Source organism: Streptomyces sp. A3M-1-3, assembly GCF_024213665.1.
Classification (GTDB): domain Bacteria; phylum Actinomycetota; class Actinomycetes; order Streptomycetales; family Streptomycetaceae; genus Streptomyces.
Map to the genome: position 1 here is coordinate 165,167 of NZ_JANAVP010000003.1, position 24,775 is coordinate 189,941.

General features: G+C 69.4%; 24 protein-coding genes, 1 pseudogene and 1 riboswitch. Of the genes and pseudogenes, 7 read left to right on the forward strand and 18 right to left on the reverse strand.

Annotation, left to right across the window (positions count from 1 at the left end):
- Nucleotides 1-49: 49 nt before the first annotated feature.
- Nucleotides 50-1,411, reverse strand: coding sequence for an NYN domain-containing protein (locus tag NLX86_RS04435; RefSeq protein ID WP_254370405.1), 1,362 nt, complete (start codon nt 1,409-1,411; stop codon nt 50-52).
- Nucleotides 1,412-1,446: 35 nt separating this feature from the next.
- On the reverse strand, nt 1,447-1,686 hold the full coding sequence (locus NLX86_RS04440) for a hypothetical protein (protein ID WP_254370243.1): 240 nt from the start codon (nt 1,684-1,686) through the stop codon (nt 1,447-1,449).
- Nucleotides 1,687-1,830: 144 nt separating this feature from the next.
- On the opposite strand from NLX86_RS04440, the gene NLX86_RS04445 reads away from it, so the two are divergent.
- Both NLX86_RS04445 and NLX86_RS04450 read left to right on the forward strand, forming a co-directional pair.
- Nucleotides 1,831-2,541: a rhomboid family intramembrane serine protease gene (locus NLX86_RS04445; RefSeq protein ID WP_254370244.1), complete on the forward strand. Its 711-nt coding sequence runs from the start codon at nt 1,831-1,833 to the stop codon at nt 2,539-2,541.
- On the forward strand, nt 2,538-2,819 hold the full coding sequence (locus NLX86_RS04450; protein WP_254370245.1) for an Lrp/AsnC ligand binding domain-containing protein: 282 nt from the start codon (nt 2,538-2,540) through the stop codon (nt 2,817-2,819). Before NLX86_RS04445 ends, NLX86_RS04450 begins: the two co-directional genes overlap by 4 nt.
- A gap of 64 nt (nt 2,820-2,883) precedes the next feature.
- Here NLX86_RS04450 and NLX86_RS04455 read toward each other — a convergent pair whose 3' ends face one another.
- The 6 genes from NLX86_RS04455 to NLX86_RS04480 all read right to left on the reverse strand — a co-directional run bounded on the left by NLX86_RS04455 (nt 2,884) and on the right by NLX86_RS04480 (nt 10,151).
- On the reverse strand, nt 2,884-4,389 hold the full coding sequence (locus NLX86_RS04455) for an aminotransferase class V-fold PLP-dependent enzyme (protein ID WP_254370246.1): 1,506 nt from the start codon (nt 4,387-4,389) through the stop codon (nt 2,884-2,886).
- A gap of 202 nt (nt 4,390-4,591) precedes the next feature.
- A riboswitch (SAM riboswitch) is annotated at nt 4,592-4,708 on the reverse strand.
- An 80-nt stretch (nt 4,709-4,788) separates the two neighbouring features.
- Entirely contained in the window at nt 4,789-5,853 is a 1,065-nt protein-coding gene (trpD, locus tag NLX86_RS04460) for an anthranilate phosphoribosyltransferase (protein ID WP_254370247.1), read from the reverse strand.
- A gap of 130 nt (nt 5,854-5,983) precedes the next feature.
- The gene (locus NLX86_RS04465; RefSeq protein WP_254370248.1) at nt 5,984-7,609 is read right to left on the reverse strand and encodes a cytochrome bc complex cytochrome b subunit; all 1,626 of its coding nucleotides are present in this window, start codon (nt 7,607-7,609) and stop codon (nt 5,984-5,986) included.
- On the reverse strand, nt 7,606-8,658 hold the full coding sequence (locus NLX86_RS04470; RefSeq protein ID WP_254370249.1) for a ubiquinol-cytochrome c reductase iron-sulfur subunit: 1,053 nt from the start codon (nt 8,656-8,658) through the stop codon (nt 7,606-7,608). The genes NLX86_RS04465 and NLX86_RS04470 overlap by 4 nt, the downstream gene beginning before the upstream one ends.
- Nucleotides 8,655-9,464 (reverse strand): c-type cytochrome, encoded by an 810-nt coding sequence (locus NLX86_RS04475; RefSeq protein WP_254370250.1) that lies wholly within the window; start codon nt 9,462-9,464, stop codon nt 8,655-8,657. The genes NLX86_RS04470 and NLX86_RS04475 overlap by 4 nt, the downstream gene beginning before the upstream one ends.
- Before the next feature lie 66 nt (nt 9,465-9,530).
- Nucleotides 9,531-10,151, reverse strand: coding sequence for a heme-copper oxidase subunit III (locus NLX86_RS04480; RefSeq protein WP_254370251.1), 621 nt, complete (start codon nt 10,149-10,151; stop codon nt 9,531-9,533).
- A 195-nt stretch (nt 10,152-10,346) separates the two neighbouring features.
- Between NLX86_RS04480 and NLX86_RS04485 the strand changes: the two genes are divergently transcribed.
- The gene (locus tag NLX86_RS04485) at nt 10,347-10,748 is read left to right on the forward strand and encodes a hypothetical protein (RefSeq protein ID WP_254370252.1); all 402 of its coding nucleotides are present in this window, start codon (nt 10,347-10,349) and stop codon (nt 10,746-10,748) included.
- 22 nt (nt 10,749-10,770) lie between these two features.
- Here NLX86_RS04485 and NLX86_RS04490 read toward each other — a convergent pair whose 3' ends face one another.
- From NLX86_RS04490 to coxB, 4 genes are all read right to left on the reverse strand, one after another.
- Nucleotides 10,771-12,021 (reverse strand): Ig-like domain-containing protein, encoded by a 1,251-nt coding sequence (locus NLX86_RS04490; protein WP_254370253.1) that lies wholly within the window; start codon nt 12,019-12,021, stop codon nt 10,771-10,773.
- Between the two features lie 140 nt (nt 12,022-12,161).
- On the reverse strand, nt 12,162-12,560 hold the full coding sequence (locus NLX86_RS04495; protein ID WP_254370254.1) for a cytochrome c oxidase subunit 4: 399 nt from the start codon (nt 12,558-12,560) through the stop codon (nt 12,162-12,164).
- Nucleotides 12,557-14,293 (reverse strand): cytochrome c oxidase subunit I, encoded by a 1,737-nt coding sequence (gene ctaD / locus NLX86_RS04500; protein WP_254370255.1) that lies wholly within the window; start codon nt 14,291-14,293, stop codon nt 12,557-12,559. The genes NLX86_RS04495 and ctaD overlap by 4 nt, the downstream gene beginning before the upstream one ends.
- Nucleotides 14,290-15,249, reverse strand: coding sequence for a cytochrome c oxidase subunit II (gene coxB, locus NLX86_RS04505; protein WP_254370256.1), 960 nt, complete (start codon nt 15,247-15,249; stop codon nt 14,290-14,292). Before coxB ends, ctaD begins: the two co-directional genes overlap by 4 nt.
- Nucleotides 15,250-15,532: 283 nt before the next feature.
- Between coxB and NLX86_RS04510 the strand changes: the two genes are divergently transcribed.
- Nucleotides 15,533-16,915, forward strand: a complete 1,383-nt coding sequence (locus NLX86_RS04510) for a cysteine desulfurase/sulfurtransferase TusA family protein (RefSeq protein WP_254370257.1) — start codon at nt 15,533-15,535, stop codon at nt 16,913-16,915.
- Between the two features lie 22 nt (nt 16,916-16,937).
- On the opposite strand, the gene NLX86_RS04515 is transcribed toward NLX86_RS04510, so the two are convergent.
- Nucleotides 16,938-17,912, reverse strand: a complete 975-nt coding sequence (locus NLX86_RS04515; protein WP_254370258.1) for a carbohydrate kinase family protein — start codon at nt 17,910-17,912, stop codon at nt 16,938-16,940.
- A 176-nt stretch (nt 17,913-18,088) separates the two neighbouring features.
- Here NLX86_RS04515 and NLX86_RS04520 point away from each other — a divergent pair, with 176 nt between their 5' ends.
- Both NLX86_RS04520 and NLX86_RS04525 read left to right on the forward strand, forming a co-directional pair.
- Nucleotides 18,089-18,289 carry a hypothetical protein gene (locus NLX86_RS04520; protein WP_254370259.1) on the forward strand — a complete coding sequence of 67 codons (201 nt, stop codon included), beginning with the start codon at nt 18,089-18,091 and terminating at the stop codon, nt 18,287-18,289.
- Between the two features lie 108 nt (nt 18,290-18,397).
- Complete coding sequence (locus NLX86_RS04525; RefSeq protein WP_254370260.1) at nt 18,398-19,882, forward strand: hypothetical protein; 1,485 nt, start codon at nt 18,398-18,400, stop codon at nt 19,880-19,882.
- Nucleotides 19,883-19,991: 109 nt separating this feature from the next.
- Here NLX86_RS04525 and NLX86_RS04530 read toward each other — a convergent pair whose 3' ends face one another.
- Nucleotides 19,992-20,348, reverse strand: a complete 357-nt coding sequence (locus tag NLX86_RS04530) for an iron-sulfur cluster assembly accessory protein (RefSeq protein ID WP_254370261.1) — start codon at nt 20,346-20,348, stop codon at nt 19,992-19,994.
- Between the two features lie 226 nt (nt 20,349-20,574).
- On the opposite strand from NLX86_RS04530, the gene nadA reads away from it, so the two are divergent.
- On the forward strand, nt 20,575-21,765 hold the full coding sequence (gene nadA, locus NLX86_RS04535) for a quinolinate synthase NadA (RefSeq protein WP_254370262.1): 1,191 nt from the start codon (nt 20,575-20,577) through the stop codon (nt 21,763-21,765).
- A gap of 16 nt (nt 21,766-21,781) precedes the next feature.
- Here nadA and NLX86_RS04540 read toward each other — a convergent pair.
- The 4 genes and pseudogenes from NLX86_RS04540 to NLX86_RS04555 form a co-directional block, all read right to left on the reverse strand.
- Nucleotides 21,782-22,245 (reverse strand): annotated as a pseudogene (locus NLX86_RS04540) (efflux RND transporter permease subunit); the annotation flags it as partial.
- A 64-nt stretch (nt 22,246-22,309) separates the two neighbouring features.
- Entirely contained in the window at nt 22,310-22,522 is a 213-nt protein-coding gene (locus NLX86_RS04545) for a hypothetical protein (protein ID WP_254370263.1), read from the reverse strand.
- 150 nt (nt 22,523-22,672) lie between these two features.
- Complete coding sequence (locus NLX86_RS04550) at nt 22,673-23,380, reverse strand: response regulator transcription factor (protein WP_254370264.1); 708 nt, start codon at nt 23,378-23,380, stop codon at nt 22,673-22,675.
- Nucleotides 23,377-24,648 carry a sensor histidine kinase gene (locus tag NLX86_RS04555; RefSeq protein WP_254370265.1) on the reverse strand — a complete coding sequence of 424 codons (1,272 nt, stop codon included), beginning with the start codon at nt 24,646-24,648 and terminating at the stop codon, nt 23,377-23,379. Before NLX86_RS04555 ends, NLX86_RS04550 begins: the two co-directional genes overlap by 4 nt.
- Between the last annotated feature and the right edge of the window lie 127 nt (nt 24,649-24,775).

The window sequence follows — 24,775 nt, forward strand, 5'->3', positions numbered from 1 at the left end:
GTCACTTGACGGTACGTTCCATGAATTCGGGCATTGCGCCCAGGAGTTACTAGACGCGCGAAAGCCGCTTCAGCAACAAGGCGGACGCAACCGGACGCGCCCCTGCCTTGGCCACTCCGTCGGCCACTTCCCGGTCGGTCGAGACCACCACGACGGGCCGGCCCGGCGGCTCCGCCCGGACGAGCTGGCGGATCAGCTCGTCCGCCGTCACCCCGGGCTTGGAGAACAGCACACGCACCCCGCGCGGTGGCGCGAGCAGCACCGGCGCGGCCAGCTCCGCCCCGTCGAAGACACACGTCATCTCGGCGCCCGTCTGCGCGGCGAGCATCGAAAGACCGCCCAGCAGCCGCAGCCGCTGCTTCTCCAGCGGCATCGTCGGATAGCCGGTCTTGGTCACGTTGTACCCGTCCACGACCAGATGGGCCTGCGGCAGCGCCAGCAGCTGGTCCAGCAGCGCCGGATCGGTCTCCGACAGCGCCCTGGCCGCGACGTCCTTGGGCGACATCCGCCCCGGCTCGACCGCGTCCACCGTGTCCGCCGGACGTACGGACGCGGGCGGCAGGGCCAGTTCGCGCCGCAGCCCCTGCGCCGACTCCAGCACCGTGTCGAGCAGCAGCCGCAGCCGCATGTCCTCGACGCTGCGGCCCTCGCGGGCGGCCCGGCGGCTCGCCTCGAGGGCCGATTCCGCCTCGGCGAGGCGCGACTTCAGCCGCCGGGTCTCGCTCTCGGCCGCGGCGACCTGGCCGGTGGCCTCGTTCCGGATGCCGTCGATCTCGGCGGCCGTCTTGCGCAGCGCCGCTTCGCCGCGCTTGAGGTCGCTCTGGGCGCTGCGCAGCTTGCGCTGAAGCGATTCGGCTTCCCTGCGGGCCGTCTCCAGCTCCGTACGCAGCCGCTCGGTGTCGTTCTTCGTCTGGGCGCGGGCCCGCTCGAGCTCCTCGCGCAGCCGCTCCAGCTCGCGCTGGGTCTCCTCGCCCACCCGCTCGGCGTCCGCGCGCTGCGCCTCCTCGCCGGCGGCGGCCACCAGCTTGACCCAGCCGGCGGGCCGCAGCACGTAGGCGGCCGCGGCCACATCGACGGGATCGGCGGCGGCCGGGGGTGCACCGGACTCGAGGGCTCCGGTCAACTCCGGCTGGGCCTCCCGCAGCCGCTCGCCGATGCGCTGGCGGAACAGCGCGTCGCCCTCCAGGGCCGACGCCATCGCGTTGCCCGCGAACTTCGCCCGCCTGGTCGGGGTGAACCGGGCGTACTGGCGCAGCTGCGCCGGGAGTTCGGCGACCGTGAGCCCACCGAACGCGTCCGAGACCAGCGAGACGACCCGGCGCCTCACGCCTTCCGGCAGCGGGCGGTCGAGCACCTCGGCGGCGTCGCCGGCCTCCGGGGCCGGCTCAGCGCCGCTTGCAGGCTCCACAATCTGTCACCCCTACCGTCACTACGGGGCGGCTCCCCTCAGGAGCCGGCGCCCGGCCTGTCCACGAGTTCGATCTGGTCCACCGCGTTGCACCACCGGCAGCGCACCGACTCGATGGTCTCACTGACCACCTCGCGTTCTTCGACCTTCGGCTCTCCGGCCAGGTCGAGATGTACGTACTCGACGACCTTGGAGGATCTGGTGACGTCGAACCGGGTGAGGTTGCCACAGAGCGCACAGCGCCACCGGGTCGTGGTGCTGGGCAGGGGAACCGTCATCGTCCCGTCCCTCTTTCTTGGCTGTGCGGGTGGACTGCCCGTAACCCTATTGCCTGGCGGGTACCCCAGGTGGCGCACAGTCCTGCATGCGAGACGCGGCGAGGCACCCTGTTCCAGTCTGTCCCCTTACGACATGCTCTGTTCATGATCGTACGGTGGGGAGCGGCCGGCGGGCCCCTGGTGACCTACGGGGTGATCGGCGCCTGCTGCCTGGTCTTCGTCCTCAGCCCGGTCTCCGGGCTCAATCCGGTGTACGGCACGGGTGAGCAGCTGACGGCCGCGCAGAGCGCCTACTTCGAGCGCTGGGGCGTCATCCCGGACGAGCTGTTCAGCGGCTCCGGCCGCGCCGCCCTCACCCCGCTGACCGCCCTGTTCGTCCACGGCAGCTGGCTGCATCTGCTGGGCAACATGCTGTTTCTGTACGTCTTCGGGGCGATGGCCGAGGAGCGGATGGGGCGCCTGGAGTTCGCTCTCTTCTCCCTCGCCTGCGGCTACCTCGCGCTGGTCGGGTACGCGGCGGCGAACGCGGGCTCGCAGCAGACCCTGGTGGGGGCGTCCGGCGCGATCTCCGGGGTGCTCGGCGGCTTCCTCCACCTCTTCCCCAGGGCCCGGGTCACCAGCCTGTTCCCGTTCCTCCTCTTCCTGCCGCTGCGGCTCCCCGCCTGGCTCGTGCTGCTGTTCTGGTTCGCCATCCAGTGGCTGGCGGCGCGCAGTGCCGACAGCGGGCCGGGGGTCGCCTATCTGGCCCATCTGGTCGGCTTCTCGATCGGCTTCCTCTATGCCTGGGGGCGCTACAGGCGTACGGATAGAGTGAGGCGACCAGCGCCGGCCACCGAGGGAGACAGCAAGCCGTGATCACCGCGATCGTGCTCATCAAGACCAGCGTGGACCGGATTCCTGAGATCGCGGAGTCGATCGCCGCCCTGGACAGCGTCAGCGAGGTCTACTCCGTCACCGGTACGTACGACCTCATCGCCATGGTGCGGGTGGCCCGGCACGACGACCTGGCGGACATCATCCCGGGCCGGATCAGCAAGATCCCCGGCGTGGAGGCCACGGACACCCACGTGGCGTTCCGTACGTACTCCCAGCACGACCTGGAAGCGGCGTTCGCGATCGGCCTCGACGCGTAGCGCCTCCGGCGGGGCGACCGGCGCCCCAGGCCCTGTCCGGCCGCGTTGTCGTCGGTCGCCCCAGCTACCCCTGGGGGTGCCCCCACCGCGTCGCCCGTCGCGGCATCCGGCCTGATCGACCGGACAGGACCTGGACGGCGGGGACGCAGCGGCCGTCCTCGGTGCGGTAGTTCCACTGCGCGCCGTCGGCGACCAGCTCCTTCACGGCCCCGACGAAGCGCTCCACGTGCTCGTCGGGGGTGCCCGCGCCGAAGCTGACGCGGATCGCGTTCAGCGACCGCTCCCCGGGGGCTGCCTCGGGGGCGCCGCACTCGCCCGGCTCCTGGGGCTCGCTGCCCAGCAGCGTCCGTACCAGCGGGTGGGCGCAGAACAGGCCGTCCCGTACGCCGATGCCGTACTCGGCGGAGAGCGCGGCGGCGAGGTGCGAGCTGTTCCAGCCGTCGACCACGAACGAGATGACGCCGACCCTCGGGGCGTCGTCGCCGAACAGCGAGAGCACCCGCACCTCGGGCACCTCGGCCAGGCCCTCGCGGACCCGGGCGACGAGCTGCTGCTCACGGGCGACCAGGGAGTCGAAGCCGGCCTCGGTGAGCGCCTTGCAGGCCGAGGCGATCGCGTACACGCCGATGACATTGGGCGAGCCGGCCTCGTGGCGGGCCGCCGTGGTGTGCCACTCGACGTCCACCCCGCCGTCCGCGCGGCGGGCCACCTTGCGGCTCGCGCCGCCGCCCGCGAGGTACGGCTCGGCGTCCCGCAGCCAGTCGGCGCGGCCGGCGAGCACGCCGGAGCCGAACGGCGCGTACAGCTTGTGCCCGGAGAAGGCGGCCCAGTCGACGTCCAGCTCGGCGATGTCCACCGGGTGGTGGGGCGCGAGCTGGGCGGCGTCCAGCACGATGCGGGCTCCGTGGGCGTGGGCCGCGGCGGCGAGCTCCCGCACCGGCCACAGCTCACCGGTGACGTTCGAGGCGCCCGTGACACACACCAGGGCGGGGCCGTGGGGGTCGCGGTCGGCGAGGGCCCGCTCCAGCGTCTCGACGGCCTGGGCGGGGGTGCGGGGCGCGTTCAGGTAGGTCACCTGGCGAGCGAAGCGAGATGGGGGTCCCCCTGGCCGAAGGCTGGGGGAACGCCACGGCAGGAGGGAGGCGTGGTGCTCGGTCTCGAAGACGAAGACCTGGCAGCCCGCCGGGAGCGCCGCGGCGAGCAGACTGAGCGAGTCGGTGGTCGAGCGGGTGAAGACGACCTGGTCTCCCGGGCGGCAGCCGAGGAACTCCGCCACGGTGGCGCGGCTGTTCTCGAAGAGGTCGGTCGACAGCTGCGATAGGTAGCCGGCGCCCCGGTGCACGCTGCCGTAGTACGGGGCGTACGCGGCCACGTCGTCCCACACGCGCTGGAGCGCCGGGGCGCTCGCGGCGTAGTCGAGGGCCGCGTAGGTGACCTCGCCCCCGGTGACGAGCGGAACGGTGACGTCCCGGCCGAGCACCGGCAGCGGCGCCGGGCAGGCGGGTTCGGCGGCGCAGTCGCCCGACTCGGCGGAGGCGGCGGTCTCGAGAGCGTTCGGGTACACGGACATGGCGGTTTCTCCCGGCAGGACAGGCGGAATGGCTTCGAAAGACCCGACGGCGGAAGGACAACTGCCGTACCGCTCACGGGGATTGCCTCAACGCACGGCAGTCACCGCGCGGAGGACATGAAGAACGGGCCGTAGGCCCTATCGCATTCGCTTGCTCACGAGACAGCTCCCTCAAAGGACCAGGACCCCTGGCGGTTCGAGGGGTCCGCGCTTGCCGTAGACCTCACTGCCTACGGCCTGGTCTTCACCCGGGGCACCCCGCCACGGACGGAGGGTTGCCGGACAGCAAGCCGGGGCCTGAACGCTGTCACTCATGACCTGCGCAGCATCTTGCCACATGATCTTCCACGCGCAAGGCGGAGTCCGCATGTCGGACTCCGCCTTGCGTCACCCAAACGGCTACGCGTTGCTGGCCGCCACCCAGCGCTCCAGCGTGCGCAGTGCCTCGCCCGAGTCGATGGACTCGGCGGCCTTGGCGATACCGGCCGCGATCCGGTCGTTCAACGTGCCCTCACCCGGATCGAGCGCCACCAGCGCCGCCGCCGCGTTCAGCAGCACCGCGTCCCGTACCGGGCCGGTCTCGCCGCCCAGCAGCCTGCGGGCGACATCCGCGTTGTACGAGGCGTCGGCGCCCCGCAGCGCCTCCACCGGCACCAGTTCGATCCCCACGTCACGCGGGTCGAAGGCCTGCTCGCGGACCTCGCCGTCCCGTACCACCCATACCCGGGAGGTGGCGGTGGTGGTCAGCTCGTCGAGGCCGTCGTCGCCGCGGAAGACGAGCGCGGAGGACCCGCGCTCCGCCAGTACACCCGCGACGATCGGCGCCATCCTCGCGTCCGCGACCCCGGTCGCCTGCGCCCGCACCCGGGCCGGGTTGGTGAGCGGGCCGAGGAAGTTGAAGGTGGTCCGGATCCCCAATTCCCGGCGCGCGGCCGCCACATGACGCAGCGCCGGATGGAACTTCACCGCGAAGCAGAAGGTGATCCCCGCCTCGTCGGCGACCTCGACCACCCGCTGCGGTGTCAGCTCCAGATTGACGCCGAGCTTCTCCAGCACGTCCGACGCACCACTGGCCGAGGACGCCGCGCGGTTGCCGTGCTTGACGACCTTCGCCCCGGTGCCGGCGACCACGACGGCCGACATGGTGGAGATGTTGACGGTCTTGGCACCGTCGCCGCCGGTCCCGACGATGTCGACGGTCCGGCCGGGTACCTCGATCAGATTGGCGTGCTCGTACATCGACCGTACGAGTCCGTTGATCTCCGCGACCGTCTCGCCCTTGGCCCGCAGGGCGACCGCGAAGCCGGCGATCTGCGCGTCGGTGGCCTCCCCGCGCATGATGCGGTCCATCGCCCAGGCGGTGTCGTCGGCGGTCACATCGGTGTTGCTGAGCAGCGCGTCCAGTACGCCCGGCCAGCTGCGGGCCGCCACGCTGTCGCCGCCTGCCGGGGTCACAACGTTCATGGTCCGCTCCTGGGGTCCACAGCCAATAGAGATGGCTCCACCCTATCCAGCGCCGGTTACGGCAAAGAGCCCCGTCCGGCGATTGGACGGGGCTTCTGCCGTGGCGACCGCTCCGGGCGGTCAGCGGGGATCAGTGGTGGCCGTGGCCGCTGGTGATCTCCTTGTACTCCTCGACGGTGGCCTTCTCGATCTGGCTGTCCTCGCCGTAGAAGCCCTTGCTGAGCTTGGCACGCAGCTTCTCGGTGCGCTTGACCTTGCGCACGACACCGTTCTCGTCGACCGTCGGGCCGATCTCGGCCGGCTTGTACTGCTCGTGCGCGGTCAGCGTGTGCAGCTGGCCGGGCGAGAGCGGCTCGTGGACCTCGACGAACTCACCGTGCGGCAGGCGCTTGATGACGCCGGTCTCGCGGCCGTGCAGCACCTTCTCCTTGTCACGCCGCTGCAGACCCAGGCAGATCCGCTTGGTGATGACGAAGGCGATGACCGGGCCGACGAAGAAGCCGATCCGGGCGAACCAGGTGATGTTGTTGATCGACAGGTTCAGGAAGAGGGCGAACATGTCGTTTCCGCCGGCGATCAACAGGACGACGTACCAGGTCAGCCATGCGACACCGAAGGCCGTACGGGTCGGGGCGTTGCGCGGGCGGTCCAGGATGTGGTGCTCGCGCTTGTCCCCGGTGACCCAGGACTCGAAGAACGGCCACACCGCGATCGCGACCAGGACCAGCGGGAAGACCATCAGCGGGATGAACACACCCAGGGCGAGCGTGTGGCCCCAGAAGTTGATCTCCCAGCCGGGCATGGCACGGATCAGGCCCTCGGAGAAGCCCATGTACCAGTCGGGCTGGGCGCCGGTGGACACATGGTCCGGACGGTACGGTCCGAGCGCCCAGATCGGGTTGATCGTGGCGATCGCCGAGATGACCGCGGTGACACCGAAGACCAGGAAGAAGAAGCCTCCGGCCTTGGCCATGTAGACAGGCAGCAGCGGCATGCCGACGACGTTCTTGTTGGTCCGGCCGGGACCCGCGAACTGCGTGTGCTTGTGGTAGAAGACCAGGATCAGGTGGGCCACCAGCAGGCCCATCATGATGCCGGGCAGCAGCAGGATGTGGATCGAGTAGAACCGGGCGACGAAGTCGCCGCCGGGGAACTCGCCGCCGAAGAGGAACATCGACAGGTACGTGCCGACGACCGGCACCGACAGGATCGCGCCCTCCATGAAGCGGACACCCGTACCGGAGAGCAGGTCGTCCGGGAGCGAGTAGCCGGTGAAGCCGGTGAACATGCCGAGCACCAGCAGCAGGAAGCCGAAGACCCAGTTGACCTCGCGCGGTTTGCGGAACGCGCCCGTGAAGAAGACGCGCATCATGTGCACCATCATCGCCGCGATGAAGATCAGCGCGCCCCAGTGGTGGAGCTGCCGGATCAGCAGACCACCGCGGACGTCGAAGCTGATGTCCAGCGTCGAGGCGTACGCCTCGGACATCCGGATGCCCTGCATCGGCACGTACGAGCCGTGGTACTCGACCTCGTTCATGCTCGGGTGGAAGAACAGCGTCAGGTACACACCCGTGAGGATGACGATGATGAAGCTGTAGAGCGCGATCTCACCGAGCATGAAGGACCAGTGGTCCGGGAAGATCTTGCGCATGTTGGCCTTGGCCAGGCCGTAAATGCCGAGTCGGCCGTCCGCCCAGTCGGCAACCCGCTCGCCCGCGGGCGCTTTGCGCTTGGTGTCTGTCGCAGTGCTCATCCGCGCTCCCAGAAGGAAGGACCGACGGGCTCTTCGAAGTCGCCGAGCGCTTCGAGGAAGCCTTCGTCATTCACGCCGATCCGCAGCTGCGGGAGGGCGTGACCGGCCGGGCCGAAGATGACGCGGGCGCCGTCGGAGAGGTCGAAGGTGGACTGGTGGCACGGGCAGAGCACGTGATGGGTCTGCTGCTCGTACAGGCTGACAGGGCAGCCGACGTGGGTACAGATCTTCGAGTAGGCCACGATTCCCTCGTGGGACCACTCGAGCTCCTGCCTGTCCTTGATGTCCTCCGGCTGGATACGGACGATCATCAGGGCGGCCTTGGCGATCTGCGTCTGGAAGTCGTGCGCGTCCTCCTCCAGGCCCTCGGGCATGGCGAAGGTCAGCGAGCCGACGGCCACGTCCTCGGGACGCAGCGGCTCCATCGTGTTCTGGTTGATGAGCAGCTTGCCCCTGGCCCAGAGCGTGTGGCGGAGCTTGTCCTCGGGCAGCGGGCCCAGGTCGCGCATCAGCACCACGGCGGAGAGCGGCAGCATCGCCAGCGCACCGAACATCGTGTTGCGGATGAGCTTGCGCCGGCCGAGGTCGGACTCCTTGGCGCCGGCCGCGAAGTCCGCCATGACCTGGGCCCGGACCTCGGGCTCGGCCGCGATCGGGTGGCGCTCGGCAGCGCTCTCCACGTCGGACATCAGGGTGCGGGCCCAGTGGACCGCGCCCGCGCCGATGCCGAAGAGCGCCACGCCCAGGGTCATACCCAGAGAGAAGTTGAGCGCGCTCACGTGCCCGAACGGGAAGATGTAGGTGATCAGGTCGACCGGGAAGATCACGTAGGACGCGATAAAGCCGATCGTGGCCAGCATGGACACGGTGAACAGGAACGCGACCGTGCGCTCGGAGCGCTTGGCGGCCCGCTCGTCGATGTCCTGGATGCGCGGCTTGTGGGCCGGCAGGCCGGGGTCGGCGAACGGGTTGTCCGCGACCTCTACCGCGCCGTGCGCGGTGCCCTGCTCGGTGGGCAGGGTCTCTTCTGGAATCTCTTGGCTACTCATGACTTCTTGGCCTTAGCGGTGTGGGCCGCGACCCAGACGGCGACTGCGATGAGCGAACCGAGACCGAAGATCCAGCCGAACAGACCCTCACTGACCGGACCGAGGCCGCCCAGCTTGAGACCACCGGGGCTCTCGGACTTCTCGCTGTTGACGGTCTGGAGGTACGCGATGATGTCCTGCTTCTCCTGCTCCGGCAGCGTCGAGTCGGGGAAGGAGGGCATGTTCTGCGGGCCGGTCAGCATGGCCTCGTACATGTGCTTCGGCGACACGTCATGCAGGTTGGGGGCGTACTTGCCGTCCGTCAGCGCGCCGCCCTCGCCGGTGAAGTTGTGGCACTGGGCGCAGTTGTTGCGGAAGAGGTCGCCACCCCGGGCGATGTCCGCCCCTGCGGGGTTGTACTGCTTCTCGGTCGGCGTGATGGGGCCCGCGCCGAGGGAAGCGATGTACGCGGCGAGCTGGTCGATCTGCGCCTGGGTGTAGATGTTCTTCTTCTTCGGCACCTGGGCGCCGGGCTGCTGGGCCGGCATGCGGCCCGTGCTGACCTGGAAGTCCACGGCTGCGGAGCCGACTCCCACCAGGGGCGGGCCGTCAGATGAACCCTGACCCCCGGTGCCGTGGCAGCTTGCGCAGCCGACGGCGTACAGCTTCTTGCCCTCCTCGATGGCGAGGGACTGGGAGGTCTCGTCGGCCTGCGCCTTGCCCGCGGGCGCGAACGCGGCGTACAGCCCCCCGGTGGCCGCCAGCGCGAAGAGTAGAACGACGACCGCCGCCAGCGGATGGCGTCGTCGTGCGGAGAGCTTTTTCACGGATTACCCCGGTGTCAGGATCTTCTGCGTCGGTGCTTGCTGGATGTGTGTCGGGTGCGAGCCCGATTACTTGATCATGTAGATCGTGGCGAAGAGGCCGATCCAGACGACATCGACGAAGTGCCAGTAGTAGGACACGACGATGGCCGCGGTGGCCTGTTCGTGGGTGAATCTCCTGGCCGCGTACGTCCGGCCGAGGACCAGCAGGAAGGCGATCAGGCCGCCCGTCACATGCAGACCGTGGAAGCCGGTGGTCAGGTAGAACACCGAGCCGTACGGGTTGGACGAGAGCGAGAGGCCCTCGTGCTTGACCAGCTCGGTGTACTCGAACACCTGGCCGCCGATGAAGATCGCACCCATCACGAAGGTGATCACGAACCAGGCGCGGAGCTTCTTCACGTCGCCGCGCTCCGCGGCGAAGACGCCGAGCTGGCACGTGAGGGAGGAGAGCACCAGGATCGTGGTGTTCGTCGCCGAGAACGGGAAGTTCAGGCTGTCCGCCTGAGCCTTCCAGAAGTCGGCACCCGTCACCGATCGCAGGGTGAAGTACATCGCGAAGAGGGCCGCGAAGAACATCAGCTCGGAACTCAACCAGATGATGGTTCCGACGCTGGTGAGGTTCGGCCGATTGACCGACGGGTGCGCGTGCCCGGTTTCTACTGTCGTTGCTGTCGCCACGACCGACATTATGTCGGTCGCTTATCCCGCCCTCACTCCGGGGGGTGCCGTTCGGTGTGTCTGCCTCTGCCAGCGGGCTTCGGCCGGACCCGAACGGCCCATCGAAGCACGGTCCGAACCGGTGCTGACTGGGTGTCGGACGGAGTAGCATCCGCGCATCGGTTCCTGACCCGAAGCTGTGTCATTGAGAAGCGTGGAGGAACAATGCGGGCGACTGCCACGGTGCTGGTCTACAGCGACGACTCCAGTACGCGCGAACAGGTGCGGCTGGCAGCGGGACGCAGGCCGGCCGCCGATGTGCCGCCGGTCGAGTTCCTCGAGTGCGCCACCATGCCGGCCGTACTGAAGGCCCTGGAGCGGGGCGGTGTCGACGTCTGCGTGCTGGACGGGGAGGCGGTTCCCGCGGGCGGTATGGGCGTGTGCCGGCAGATCAAGGACGAGATCTTCCATTGCCCGCCCGTTCTGCTGCTCATCGGCCGCCCGCAGGACGCCTGGCTGGCCACCTGGAGCCGCGCGGACGCGGCGGTGACCCTTCCGGTGGACCCGGTGGAGTTCGCGGACTCGCTGGCGGCGCTGCTGCGCCGCCGGCTGTCCGTGGAGGCCTGAGGCCCCGGCGCGGCAGGTCCTGTCAGACGGCAGGCCGGAGCCGGGCGGCGTCAACGGATGTCCGCCCCTCCGGTGTGCCGGCCAGCAGGGAACTGCCCTCGCGCCACTGGCCCCAGGGCAGGTTCCAGTCGCCGAAGCCGTTGCCGAACGGGGCCATCTCCGCGCCGCCGCTGTTGATCACCTTGACGATGTCGCCTTCGCGCACGGTGTTGAAGAACCACTGGGCGTTGCCGGTGCTCATGCCGGTGCAGCCGTGGCTGACGTTGGCGTACCCCTGTGAGCCGACGGACCAGGGCGCAGCGTGTACGTACTCGCCGCTCCAGGTGACCCGGGTCGCGTAGTAGACCGGCAGGTCGTACGACTCCGAGCTGCCTTCCGGAATGCCGACACTGGTGCCGCGCATCCGTACGAAGTACTCCCTGCCCAGTACGACCTTGACGCCGTTGCGGGTGGAAAAGCCGGGTTTGCCGGTGGTCACCGGAATGGTCTTGATCACTTCGCCGTTGCGCTTGACCGTCATCTGGTGCGACGCGGCGTCCGTGATGGCCTCGAACCTGTCACCCGTGGTGAGCTGAAGCGGCTTGACCGCGGCTCCGTGGAGCTTGCCCACCTTGATGCCCTCGAGATTGCTCCGCACGTCTATGGAGGCGTTCGCGGGCCAGTATTCCTTCGGGCGGAAGTGCACTGTCTTGTCGTCCACCCAGTGCCAGGCGCCTTCGACCGAGGGTGTCGAACGGACGCTCATGGCCCGTTCGACGACCGCCCGGGCCGCCTTGTCCTTGACCGGCGCGCTCAGTTTCGCCGTGACGGGCTGGCCGACGCCGTACTTGCCCGCCTTGGGGCCGAATTCGACCTTCAGGAGCTTCTTGGCCGGGGTCGTGTCGAACGACAGCGTCCGCACCCCTGGGGAGCCTTCCTCGTCCTCGGTGCTCACCCTGAGGGTGTAGTGCGCCCCGGCGGCCAGCGGGGCGGTGCTGTGCCAGCGGCTGCCGTCCGCGGAGAGTTCGCCGGCCACATGGCGGCCGGCGCTGTCTATCGCGGTCACGTCGGTTATTCGGCCGTCCTTGCCCTTGGCCGTCACCTCCAGGGGCCTGTCCGGGTCGACCGGGCGGCTGCCCGCGGCCTGGTTGAAGGCGACCTGCCCGGCCGCGTCGTAGGGCGGGGCGGAGAGCGGATGACCGGTTGAGCCAATGCAGGCGGTGGCGCCGGCCCCGAGGGACAGGACCAGCGTGCTGCAGCTCAAAACCGTCCGTATTCGCGGTGAGTGGTTCATAAGCACACATTAGGAAGACATGTGTGGAACGGCGCGCCAGGTGACTGCAAACGAGGGGCCCGGCCACCTGTTTGACGAGGTGTCCGGGCCCGACGTGGGTGAATCTCAGGTGCTACTGCTTACTCGCGACCGCTTACCGGCTACTGGTTCTGGTTCTCGCCGCGGTAGTACTCGAAGACCCAGCCGAACAGTCCGATGAAGACGAGCGGCATCGAGAAGTACAGCAGCCACCAGCCGAAGACGACGCCCAGGAAGGCGAACGCGCCACCGATGGCCAGCGAGAGCGGCTGCCAGCTGTGCGGGGAGAAGAATCCCAGCTCACCGGCCTCGTCCGCGACGTCGGCCTCCTTGTTGTCCTGGGCCAGAGCGTCCACTCGCCGGGCCGTGAAGGCCAGGTAGTAGCCGATCATGACGCTCAGGCCGAAGGCCAGGAAGAGCGCGGTGGTGCCGGCCGGCTCCTTCGACCACACGCCATAGACGATCGCCATGGCGAGGATGAAGATGGCGAGCCAGAGGAACATCTTGCCCTGGACCTTCACTTGCCCTCCTCCTTGTCACCAGCGATGGCGCTGGCACCGTGACCGGCATGCTCGAGCGGGTCGAGGGCAGCGATCTCCGGGTAGTGCAGGTCGAACGCCGGGGATTCGGAACGGATCCGCGGCAGGGTGAGGAAGTTGTGCCGCGGGGGCGGGCAGGAGGTCGCCCACTCGAGCGAACGGCCATAACCCCACGGGTCGTCGACCTCGATCTTCTTGCCGTACTTCGCCGTCTTCCAGACGTTGTACATGAAGGGCAGGACCGACATGCCCAGCAGGAACGAGCTGATCGTGGAGATGGTGTTCAGCGCGGTGAAGCCGTCGGCCGCGAGGTAGTCCGCGTACCGGCGCGGCATGCCCTCGGCGCCCAGCCAGTGCTGCACCAGGAACGTCCCGTGGAAGCCGATGAACAGCGTCCAGAAGGTGATCTTGCCCAGGCGCTCGTCGAGCATCTTGCCGGTGAACTTCGGCCACCAGAAGTGGAAGCCCGCGAACATCGCGAACACGACGGTGCCGAAGACCACGTAGTGGAAGTGCGCCACCACGAAGTACGAGTCCGACACGTGGAAGTCCATCGGGGGCGAGGCCAGGATGACGCCGGTCAGCCCACCGAAGGCGAAGGTGACCAGGAAGCCGACCGTCCACAGCATCGGTGTCTCGAAGGACAACGACCCCTTCCACATGGTGCCGATCCAGTTGAAGAACTTCACACCGGTCGGTACCGCGATCAGGAAGGTCATGAAGGAGAAGAACGGCAGCAGCACACCACCGGTGACGTACATGTGATGCGCCCACACCGTCACCGACAGGCCCGCGATCGCGATCGTCGCGCCGATCAGGCCGATGTAACCGAACATCGGCTTACGGGAGAAGACCGGAATGATCTCGGAGACGATGCCGAAGAACGGCAGCGCGATGATGTACACCTCTGGATGGCCGAAGAACCAGAACAGGTGCTGCCACAGCAACGCGCCGCCATTGCCGGCGTCGAAGATGTGCGACCCGAACTTGCGGTCCGACTCCAGCGCGAGGAGCGCGGCGGCCAGCACCGGGAACGCGAGCAGGACCAGCACACCGGTCAGCAGCACGTTCCAGCAGAAGATCGGCATCCGGAACATCGTCATGCCGGGGGCGCGCATGCAGATGATCGTGGTGATGAAGTTGACCGAGCCGAGGATCGTGCCGAAGCCGGAGAAGGCCAGACCCATGATCCACATGTCGGCACCGACGCCCGGCGAGCGGACCGCGTCCGACAGCGGGGAGTAGGCGAACCAGCCGAAGTCGGCCGCACCCTGCGGGGTGAGGAAGCCGGCCACCGCGATGAGCGAGCCGAAGAGGTACAGCCAGTACGCGAACATGTTCAGCCGCGGGAACGCCACGTCGGGCGCGCCGATCTGCAGCGGCATGATCCAGTTCGCGAATCCGGCGAACAGCGGCGTCGCGAACATCAGCAGCATGATCGTGCCGTGCATCGTGAACGCCTGGTTGAACTGCTCGTTCGACATGATCTGCGTGCCGGGACGGGCCAGTTCGGCGCGCATGACCAGAGCCATGACGCCGCCGATGCAGAAGAAGAAGAACGACGTGACCAGATAGAGCGTGCCGATCGTCTTGTGGTCAGTGGTGGTCATCCACTTCACGACGACATTTCCCGGCTGCTTGCGCCGTACCGGCAGCTCGTCCTCGTACGAGTCGTCTGCTGCCGCGGCACCCTGAGGTTCGTTGAGGATGCTCACAGTTGGTTCGTCTCCGCATTCCTGGCCGGGTCCGTCTGCTTGATGCCGGCCGGGAGGAAGCCGGTCTGCCCCTTCTCGGCCAGTTCCTTCAGGTGCTGCTGGTAGCGCTCCGGAGAGACGACCTTGACGTTGAAGAGCATCCGGGAGTGGTCGACGCCGCAGAGCTCGGCGCACTTGCCCATGAAGGTGCCCTCCTGGTTGGGAGTCACCTCGAAGACGTTGGTGTGGCCCGGGATGACGTCCTGCTTGAACAGGAAGGGAACCACCCAGAAGGAGTGGATGACGTCATTGGACGAGAGGATGAAGCGCACCTTCTCGCCCTTGGGCAGCCACAGCGTCGGACCCGGGTTGCCGTTCTGCGGGTTCCGGTCGCCCGGGACACCCTTGGCGTAGACACCTTCGGCGCCGGCCGGGAAGTCCTTGGTGTACTTGTCCGGGAGGGAGGCCAGCTCCTTGGGGAGCTTCCCGGGCGTGTCGGCCTTGCCGTCCACGTCCTCGATGTAGTTGAAGCCCCAGCTCCACTGGTAGCCGACCACGTTGATGGTGTGCTGCGGCTTGTCGAGCTTCAGGAGCTTGGACTCGTCACGCGCGGTGAAGTAGAAGAGCACCGACACGATGATGAGCGGGACCACGGTGTACAGCGCCTCGATGGGCATGTTGTACCGGGTCTGCGGAGGTACCTCCACCTTGGTGCGGCTGCGCCGGTGGAAGAAGACACTCCACAGGATCAGGCCCCATACCAGCACGCCGGTGGCGAGTGCTGCCGCCCACGAACCCTGCCACAGGGAGAGGATGATCGGCGCCTCCTCCGTGACCGGAGTGGGCATTCCGAGGCGGGGGAAGTCCTTGTATGTGCAACCGGTGGCGGTCGCCAGGACCAGGCCCGCAGTCAGCGCCTGCAGCAGCTTCCGCCGCATCGGGCGCCGCGGCGAGCGGTCGGAGCCGTAGGGACTCACGTAGCGCCTTCCCGAGAGTCTCGCCCGCGCGGCCGGCGCGGCCGTCTCGCTTGGTCGGTCGCCGGCCCTGACCACGGGCAGGGGTTTGGATGTTTATGCGGACCAAACCCTACTGGACGCTATTTGGGGTCGCGCGGGGAGGGTGCCCAACGCGCCGCCACTGACCCCGAAGGGGTGGAATACCGGCCTCCGGGGGGCATCTGACGCCCCCTCCCCTGACGGTCCGCTGACCGTCCCCGCAGGCCACGGGCGCAATGGGCGCGCGCGGGGTTAGCGTGGCAACGTGCCTTATTTTGATACCGCGTCCTCCGCTCCGCTGCATCCGGTCGCCCGGCAGGCCCTGCAGGCCTCGCTCGACGAGGGGTGGGCCGACCCCGCCCGCCTCTATCGCGAGGGGCGGCGGGCCAGGATGCTGCTGGACGCGGCGCGCGAGGCCGCCGCGGAGGCGGTGGGGTGCCGGCCCGACGAGCTGGTGTTCACGTCCTCCGGTACGCGCGCCGTACATACGGCAGTCGCGGGCGCCCTGGCCGGACGCCGTCGGGTGGGCGGCCATCTGGTCGTATCGGCCGTGGAGCACTCCTCCGTACTCCATGCGGCCGCCACGCACGAGGCGGCGGGCGGGACGCTGACCGAGGTGCAGGTGGACCGGGGCGGATCGGTGGCGCCCGAGGCGTACGCGGCGGCCCTGCGCGCGGACACCGCGCTGGCGTGCCTGCAGTCCGCCAACCACGAGGTGGGCACCGAGCAGCCGGTCGCCGCCGTGGCCGAAGCGTGCCGGGCCGCCGGGGTGCCGTTGCTGGTGGACGCGGCCCAGTCGCTGGCCTGGGGGCCGGTGGAGGGTGACTGGTCGCTGCTCGCCGCGAGTGCGCACAAATGGGGCGGACCGGCCGGCGTCGGGCTGCTGGCCGTACGCAAGGGAGTGCGGTTCGCACCGCAAGACCCGGCCGATGAACGGGAGTCGGGGCGGGCGGCCGGCTTCGAGAACATCCCGGCGGTGGTGGCGGCGGCCGCCTCGCTGCGTGCTGTACGAGCCGAAGCCGCGGCGGAGGCGGGGCGGCTGCGCGAGCTGGTGGACCGGATCCGGGAGCGGGTGCCGGCGCTGGTGCCGGACGTCGAGGTGGTGGGCGATCCGGTGCGGCGGCTGCCGCACCTGGTCACCTTCTCCTGTCTCTATGTCGACGGGGAGACCCTGCTGCACGAGCTGGACCGGGCGGGCTTCTCGGTTTCCTCCGGCTCGTCGTGCACCAGCAGCACGCTGGTGCCGAGCCATGTGCTGCGGGCCATGGGTGTGCTCTCGGAGGGCAATGTCCGGGTCTCGCTGCCGCTCGGGACGACCGGCGAGGAGGTCGACCGCTTTCTGGAGGTGCTGCCGGGCGCGGTGGCCGGGGTCCGCGAGCGGCTGGGCGCACCCACCGGCCCCGCGCCCTCGGTACGTACCGAGGACTCGCTCGTCGTGGACGCGCTCGGCCGGCGGTGCCCGGTCCCGGTGATCGAACTGGCCAAGGTCATCGGCGACGTGCCGGTCGGCGGGACGGTGTCGGTCCTGTCGGACGACGAGGCGGCGCGGCTCGACATTCCGGCGTGGTGCGAGATGACCGGTCAGGAGTACGTGGGCGAGCAGCCGGCGGACCGCGGTTCTGCCTATGTGGTCCGCCGCCGCTCGTAACCCGTACGCGACCGGTACGGGCTCAGGCCAGGTGGGCCCGTACCTCGGTGGCCGAGTCGTGGCCGTACGCCTTGGTGAAGCGGTCCATGAAGTGGGCGCGGCGCAGGGTGTACTCCTGGGTGCCCAGCGTTTCGATCACCAGGGTCGCGAGCATGCATCCGACCTGGGCGGCGCGCTCCAGGCCGACGCCCCAGGAGAGGCCGGACAGGAAGCCCGCGCGGAACGCGTCGCCGACGCCGGTCGGGTCGACCTTCGCGTCCTCCTCGGGGCAGCCCACGACGATGGGCTCCTCGCCGACGCGCTCGATGCGCACACCCCGCGAGCCGAGCGTGGTGACCCGGTGGCCGACGCGGGCCAGGATCTCCTCGTCGGTCCAGCCGGTCTTGGACTCGATGAGCCCCTTCTCGTACTCGTTGGAGAAGAGGTACGTCGCGCCGTCCAGCAGGGTGCGGATCTCGTCACCGTTCATCCGGGCGATCTGCTGGGAGAAGTCCGCGGCGAAGGGGATCACGCGGGTACGGCACTCCTCCGTGTGGCGGAGCATCGCCTCCGGGTCGTCCGCGCCGATCAGTACCAGGTCGAGGCCGCCGACCCGGTCGGCGACCGACTGGAGCTCGATCTGCCGGGCCTCGCTCATCGCGCCGGTGTAGAAGGAGCCGATCTGGTTGTGGTCGGCGTCCGTCGTGCACACGAAGCGGGCGGTGTGCAGCACCTCGGAGATGCGGACCGAGGCGGTGTCGACGCCGTGCCGGTCGAGCCACGCGCGGTACTCGTCGAAGTCGGAGCCCGCGGCGCCGACCAGGATCGGCCGGGTGCCGAGCTGCCCCATGCCGAAGCAGATGTTGGCGCCGACGCCGCCCCTGCGTACGTCGAGGTTGTCGACGAGGAAGGAGAGGGAGACCGTGTGCAGCTGGTCCGCGACCAGCTGGTCGGCGAAGCGGCCGGGGAAGGTCATGAGGTGGTCGGTGGCGATGGAGCCGGTGACTGCGATTCGCACGGCGAAGCGCTCCTGTGGCGTCGAGGGGAGGTGACAGTTCACGCTACCGGGTCCGGGGCCCCGCGCCGACCTGGCAAAACTACCCGATAGTAGGTCTTTTTCGTGACGACCGTCGTGCATACGGTGCCTGTATACGGGGTCCGCGAGCGGATCTCCGAGATACGGGAGCAGCCCGCATGCCGAAGTACATCGTCACGGACCCCGCCCCTGAGTTCAGCCTGGCCCAACTGCGCGGCGACTGCGCCCGTATGGCACCGCACTGGGCGGTCCCGGCCGAGCCCGCGCCCGCACCGGTGCGGCCGTCGCAGATCCACGGGATCACCGTGCCGCCGGCGTCCGCCCGGCTGCTCGACTCCATGTCGGAGTACGGGGACTGATCCGCCGGGGGGGGACTGACCGGCCGGACGGGGGACTGACCCGCCGGACGGGAACCGCTCGCTCCCCCGTTCCGTCTCAGCCGTGTCCCCTGTCGAAGGAGTAACACGGTGAGCAGCGAGCGGTCCGACACACCCACCGACGGTCCCCGCCGACGGCGTTCTCCGTTTGCCGTCGCCTCGGTCGCGGCAGCCGTGCTGCTGGCCGGCGGCGGTGGCGCGTACTTCGCCTCGACCGCGGCCGGCAACGGCGGCGATGACGGCAGGAACGGCGCGCCCGGCGCGGCAGGCAACCCGCCTCCGCTCGCCCTCGGCGGTCATACGGACGGCTCGGGGAAGGGCGACATCGCTCCGGGCGAGCCCGACCCGAACGGCGTCGTCTACCGCGCCGAGGGCAAGCTGCCGGACGGGCCCGCCTCGGCATCGGTCTACCGCACCAAGGGCGAGGTCACGGCGGCGGAGGTGACCCGGCTCGCGGCCGCGCTCGGGGTGACGGGCAAGCCGCGCCTGGAGGGCGACGTCTGGAAGGCCGGCGTGGTCAGGGACTCGTCGGGGCCGGTGCTCCAGGTGAACCGGCAGGCGCCCGGAACGTGGACGTTCCTGAAGTACGCGGCGGGCGGCAGCGACAACTGTGTGACGGGGAAGGACACCTGCGGCGCGACGACGGTCCCGCCGGGCGACGCGGGTTCGGCGGTGAGCGAGAAGGCCGCGAAGGCGGCTGCCGCTCCGGTGCTGAAGGCAGTGGGCCAGGACGACGCCAAGCTGGACGCACGGCAGCTGATGGGCGCGGTGCGCGTGGTCAACGCCAGTCCGGTCGTCGGCGGGCTGCCGACGTACGGCTGGACGACCGGGGTGCAGATCGGCCCGGACGGCCAGGTGGTGGGCGGCAGCGGACAGCTGGAGACGCCCGTGAAGGGTGACACGTACCCGGTGGTTGACGCGGACGAGGCGCTGGACCGGCTGAACAAGGCCGGCGAGGGCGCGGGGCCGATCGGGATCGGCGGCTGCGCGACGCCCGTACCGCTGGACGAGCCGACGCCGCAGGGTGAGATCGCCGCTCCGTGCGAACCCTCGGGCGGTGCCGGCAAGCCGGAGACGGTGATCGTCGAGAAGGCGGTCTTCGGGCTCGCGGCGCAGCTGGTCGACGGGCAGCAGGCGCTCGTACCGTCGTGGCTCTTCGAGGTCCGGGGCAACAACGGCGCGGCGGAGTTCACCATCACCCATCCCGCCGTGGACCCGAAGTACCTCACAAGCCCCACTGCGGACCCGCCGGCCACCACGCTGCCGGCCCCGGCGCCGGAGGACTCGACGCCCCCGCCGGTGACGCGCAGCTCGCCCATCGAGTCGTACAGCGTCGACGGCCGGACTCTGACCCTGACCTTCTGGGGATCGGTGTGCAGCGACTACTCGGCGCAGGCCACCGAGAGCGCCTCGGCAGTGACCGTGAAGATCCTGGAAGCGGAGAAGGGCAAGGACCGGGTCTGCATCATGCTGGCCAAGGAGCTGACCGAGACGGTGACCCTGGACAAGCCGCTGGGCGACCGGAAGGTCGTGAACGGGGCGACCGGGGAGCCGGTGCCGCCGACGCGGAAGTAGCGCGCGGCGCCTGGCTGTAGGTGCGTACGTGGAGGTGCGTCCGTACGACTGAGGCGGCGCTCCCAGTAACCGGGGGCGCCGCCTCTGTCTGTTGCTCGGACGAGTCGACTCAGCTGAACGAGTCGCCGCAGGCGCAGGAGCCCGTGGCGTTCGGGTTGTCGATGGTGAAGCCCTGCTTCTCGATGGTGTCGACGAAGTCGATGGAGGCGCCGCCGAGGTAGGGCGCGCTCATGCGGTCGGTGACGACCTGCACACCGTCGAAGTCCTTCACGACATCGCCGTCGAGCGAGCGCTCGTCGAAGAAGAGCTGGTAACGCAGACCGGAGCAGCCACCGGGCTGAACGGCGACGCGCAGCGCCAGGTCTTCGCGGCCTTCCTGGTCCAGCAGGGCCTTGACCTTGGCCGCGGCGGCGTCGGACAGGAGGATGCCGTCGCTCACAGTGGTCTTCTCGTCCTGAACGGACATCTGCTTCACTCCCGGGTTGTTCGGACTGCTTGCCGTCGGCTGCAACCGACGGGGCCGCGGATTCATTCCGGGCCTAGCGCTTGGTTTTCCGTTCTTCATGCTCGCACACCTGACTGGCAGGGGGAATGCGTCACATCGACACTATGGACATCGTCAAACTGACATGAAGCGGTTATGATAGATAACGTCAAATAGACGAGAAGGTCCCGCTGCAGATGAAGAAGGGGTGCGTGTCGTGACCACCGCCCAAACCCGCCCGGAGCTCGACGTCCAGCCGACGCCACTCGCCCTGCTGCTGCTCGGCCGTGAGGCCGACCCCAGGAGCGAGCGCGGTGTGGAGTGTCCCGGCGACCTGCCCTCGCCGTCCGACCCGGACCTGGTGGAACGCGCCCGCGCCGCCAAGGAGAAGCTCGGGGACAAGGTCTTCGTCCTCGGCCACCACTACCAGCGTGACGAGGTCATCCAGTTCGCCGACGTCACCGGTGACTCCTTCAAGCTGGCCAAGGACGCGGCCGCCAAGCCGGAGGCCGAGTACATCGTCTTCTGCGGTGTGCACTTCATGGCGGAGTCCGCGGACATCCTGACATCCGATGACCAGAAGGTCGTCCTGCCGGACCTGGCCGCCGGGTGCTCGATGGCCGACATGGCCACCGCCGAGCAGGTCGCGGAGTGCTGGGACGTGCTGACCGAGGCAGGGGTGGCCGAGGCCACCGTGCCCGTCTCGTACATGAACTCCTCCGCCGACATCAAGGCGTTCACCGGCAAGCACGGCGGCACGATCTGCACCTCGTCGAACGCCAAGCGGGCGCTGGACTGGGCCTTCGAGCAGGGCGAGAAGGTGCTGTTCCTGCCGGACCAGCACCTGGGCCGCAACACCGCGGTGCGGGACATGGGCATGTCGCTGGACGACTGCGTCCTGTACAACCCGCACAAGCCGAACGGCGGCCTGACCGTCGAGCAGCTGCGCGACGCGAAGATGATCCTGTGGCGCGGGCACTGCTCGGTGCACGGCCGCTTCTCGCTGGACTCGGTCAACGACGTACGGAAGCGGATCCCGGACGTCAACGTCCTGGTCCACCCCGAGTGCAAGCACGAGGTCGTGCGGGCGGCGGACTTCGTCGGCTCCACGGAGTACATCATCAAGACGCTGGAGGCGGCTCCGGCCGGCTCGAAGTGGGCGATCGGCACGGAGCTGAACCTGGTGCGGCGGGTGGCGGCCGCCCATCCCGACAAGGAGGTCGTCTTCCTCGACAAGACGGTCTGCTTCTGCTCGACGATGAACCGGATCGACCTGCCGCACCTGGTGTGGGCGCTGGAATCGCTGGCCGAGGGGAACCTGGTCAACCAGATCCAGGTCGACACGGAAACCGAGAGCTTCGCGAAGCTGGCCCTGGAACGGATGCTGGCGCTGCCGTAACGCTTCTTCGCTCGGTTTACGCGAAAGGGGCGCCCCTCATGCTCCTCTTGGAGGGGCGCCCCTTCGTCATGCGGCGGGTCGGACCGGCGTGGTCAGACCTTGGCCAGGTCCGGCTTGGCGTCCGGCACGCTGTGCGTCGCCTGGCCTCGCGCTTGGTGCGGCGGCGGTCCTTGCGGAGTTCCACCATCGCGTACAGCGTCGGGACCAGCAGGAGCGTGAGCAGGGTCGACGTGATCAGGCCGCCGATCACCACCACCCCTGCACCCGGTACTGGTTGATCAGGTCGATCAGCACGATCGCGTTGGTGACCACGATGCCGATGAGCATCAGCATGCCGATCATCGCCGGGACGCCCATCGGGGTGCCCGTGACGACGAGGAGGCCGATGGCTCCCGTCGCAGCGAACGGGATCGAGACCAGCAGGATCAGCGGCTGGATGAGCGAACGGAACGTCGCCACCAGCAGCATGAAGACGATCGCGGTGACTCCTCCCCCCGGATGAATCCGGGGGGTGCGTCAGTACACAGCCGGGGTGACCGGGCGATCATGCACGGCCGGTTCTGATCCAGCTACTCGCCGGGTCCTGCGGCGGCGCGCCCCTCGGTGTCGTGAAGGACGACATCGAGAACCAGAAACGCCCCGCCTGAAGGCCGAGATTCCTTCGAAGATCAGGGATGGCACCGAAGACGAGCGCGACGATCGAGATCAGCCCGATCAAGGCCCGTTGCGCGAGGCTGAATCTGGACAGCCAGGACATGGGAGGGTCTCTCTTCTGTGGCTTACGAGGCAGGAGGGGCGCGCAGTAAGCGCCCGTCTCTACCTTCGGCCACCGGGAAGGGGGATTCCTCGCTCCCAGGTCTCTTTCCTTATGCGGCGTATACCGCGGCTGGAGTACGGGGGTGGGCGCTCACTCCACCCTTGGACGTACCAGGCCCGATTCGTAGGCGACGACCACCAGCTGGGCCCGGTCCCGGGCGCCGAGCTTCGCCATCGCCCGGTTCACATGCGTCTTGACGGTGAGCGGGCTGACCTCCAGGCGCCGCGCGATCTCGTCGTTGGAGTGCCCGCCCGCGACCAGGACGAGGACCTCGCGCTCGCGGACGGTCAGCGCGGCCAGCCGCTCGGAGTGCGCGCGGCCCTGGTCGCCGTCGCCGTCCGAACCGCCGCCCTGCGCCAGGCCCCCTCCTTGCTTCAAAAACGTCGCGATCAGGCCCTTGGTCGCCACCGGGGAGAGCAGCGCCTCGCCCGCCGCGGCGATGCGGATGGCGCCCAGCAGCTCCTCCGGCTCCGCGCCCTTGCCGAGAAAGCCGGAGGCGCCCGCGCGCAGCGACTGCACCACGTACTCGTCGACCTCGAAGGTCGTCAGCATCACGACGCGTACTTCCGCGAGGGCCGGATCGGCGCTGATCAGCCGGGTGGCGGCGAGGCCGTCCGTACCCGGCATCCGGATGTCCATCAGGACGACGTCCGCCCGCTCGGAGCGTGCGAGCAGTACGGCCTCGGCGCCGTCGGACGCCTCGCCGACGACCTCCATGTCGGGTTCGGAGTTCACCAGCACCTTGAACGCACTGCGCAGCAGCGCCTGGTCGTCGGCGAGCAGCACCCTGATCGTCATTGTTCCTCCCCCGACCCCGTGCGGGCCTTGACCGGCAGTATCGCCTGTACGCGAAAGCCGCCGCCGTAGCGGGGACCGGCCGAGCAGCTGCCGCCGAGGGCGGTGGCCCGTTCGCGCATGCCCATCAGCCCGTGGCCGCCGCCGTCCTCCGGGGGCCGGGCGTCCGTACCCGTGCCCGTGCGGTCGCCGTTGCCGTTGCCATTGCCGTTGTCCAGGACGGTGACCTCGACGCAGGAGCCGACCCGTACGACGCTGACCTCCGCCTTCGCTCCGGCTCCGGCGTGCTTCTGCACGTTGGTCAGCGCCTCCTGGATCACCCGGTACGCGGCCAGGTCGACGGCCGCGGGGAGCGGGCCGTCCTCGCTGCGGGCCACCTCCACCGGGAGGCCCGCGTGCCGGAAGGTGTCCACCAGCGCGTCGAGGACGGCGAGTCCCGGCGCCGGTTCGGTCGGCGCCTCCGGGTCGCCGGACTGGCGCAGCAGGCCGACGGTGGCGCGGAGTTCGTTCAGGGCCGAGCGGCTGGCCTCGCGCACATGGGCGAGCGCCTCCTTGGCCTGGTCCGGGCGCTTGTCCATGACATGGGCGGCCACCCCGGCCTGGACGTTGACCAGGGCGATGTGGTGGGCGACGACGTCGTGCAGGTCGCGGGCGATGCGCAGCCGCTCCTCGGCGACGCGGCGGCGGGCCTCCTCCTCGCGGGTCCGCTCGGCGCGTTCGGCTCGTTCGCGGATGGCGTCGATGAAGGCGCGCCGGCTGCGGACGGCGTCGCCCGCGGCGGCGGCCATGCCGGTCCACGCGAAGATGCCGAGGTTTTCCTGGGCGTACCAGGGCAGTGGGCCGGCGAGCATCGCCGCCCCGGTCAGGCCGGTCATGGTCAGCAGGCCGACCCGCCAGGTGGTGGGGCGGTCGGTGCGGGAGGCCACGGTGTAGAGGGCGACGACGGCGCACATCGCGACCGGGGCGCGCGGCTCACCGGTGATCAGCTCGACGAGGGAGACGGCGCCGGTGGCCGCGAGCACGGCCATGGGACGGCGGCGGCGGAAGATCAGCGCGACCGCGCCCAGGACCATCAGCGCGAGGCTGAGGGCGTCGGGGGTGCGGGTGCCGAAGGTCGGGCCGTGCGGTCCGTGCGGGTCGGCGAACGATCCGACGGTCATCGCGACAAGCACGGCGAGCGCGAGGGCGGCGTCGAGCGCGAGCGGATAGTCGCGCAGCCGGTGCCGCGTGCGGGCCAGGCCCGGTCCGAAGGTGGTCGTCACGTCAAGCAACGGTACGGCGTACCCCGCCACCCCAGAACCAGCCTGCGACGGGACGGGGCCCGGCAGGATTTCCCCTCCCCGCCCCGGGGGCCCCGCAGCGCGCTGCCCCGCTCCCTATGGTGCGTGGGGGCGGGGC

Excerpts from the sequence above, each read along its gene's own strand:
- NLX86_RS04440 (WP_254370243.1), bottom strand. The coding sequence starts at position 1,686 with ATGACGGTTCCCCTGCCCAGCACCACGACCCGGTGGCGCTGTGCGCTC.
- NLX86_RS04445 (WP_254370244.1), top strand. The coding sequence starts at position 1,831 with ATGATCGTACGGTGGGGAGCGGCCGGCGGGCCCCTGGTGACCTACGGG.
- NLX86_RS04455 (WP_254370246.1), bottom strand. The coding sequence starts at position 4,389 with ATGTCCGTGTACCCGAACGCTCTCGAGACCGCCGCCTCCGCCGAGTCG.
- trpD (WP_254370247.1), bottom strand. The coding sequence starts at position 5,853 with ATGAACGTTGTGACCCCGGCAGGCGGCGACAGCGTGGCGGCCCGCAGC.
- NLX86_RS04465 (WP_254370248.1), bottom strand. The coding sequence starts at position 7,609 with ATGAGCACTGCGACAGACACCAAGCGCAAAGCGCCCGCGGGCGAGCGG.
- NLX86_RS04470 (WP_254370249.1), bottom strand. The coding sequence starts at position 8,658 with ATGAGTAGCCAAGAGATTCCAGAAGAGACCCTGCCCACCGAGCAGGGC.
- NLX86_RS04480 (WP_254370251.1), bottom strand. The coding sequence starts at position 10,151 with ATGTCGGTCGTGGCGACAGCAACGACAGTAGAAACCGGGCACGCGCAC.
- NLX86_RS04485 (WP_254370252.1), top strand. The coding sequence starts at position 10,347 with ATGCGGGCGACTGCCACGGTGCTGGTCTACAGCGACGACTCCAGTACG.
- NLX86_RS04490 (WP_254370253.1), bottom strand. The coding sequence starts at position 12,021 with ATGAACCACTCACCGCGAATACGGACGGTTTTGAGCTGCAGCACGCTG.
- NLX86_RS04520 (WP_254370259.1), top strand. The coding sequence starts at position 18,089 with ATGCCGAAGTACATCGTCACGGACCCCGCCCCTGAGTTCAGCCTGGCC.
- NLX86_RS04530 (WP_254370261.1), bottom strand. The coding sequence starts at position 20,348 with ATGTCCGTTCAGGACGAGAAGACCACTGTGAGCGACGGCATCCTCCTG.
- NLX86_RS04545 (WP_254370263.1), bottom strand. The coding sequence starts at position 22,522 with ATGTCCTGGCTGTCCAGATTCAGCCTCGCGCAACGGGCCTTGATCGGG.
- NLX86_RS04550 (WP_254370264.1), bottom strand. The coding sequence starts at position 23,380 with ATGACGATCAGGGTGCTGCTCGCCGACGACCAGGCGCTGCTGCGCAGT.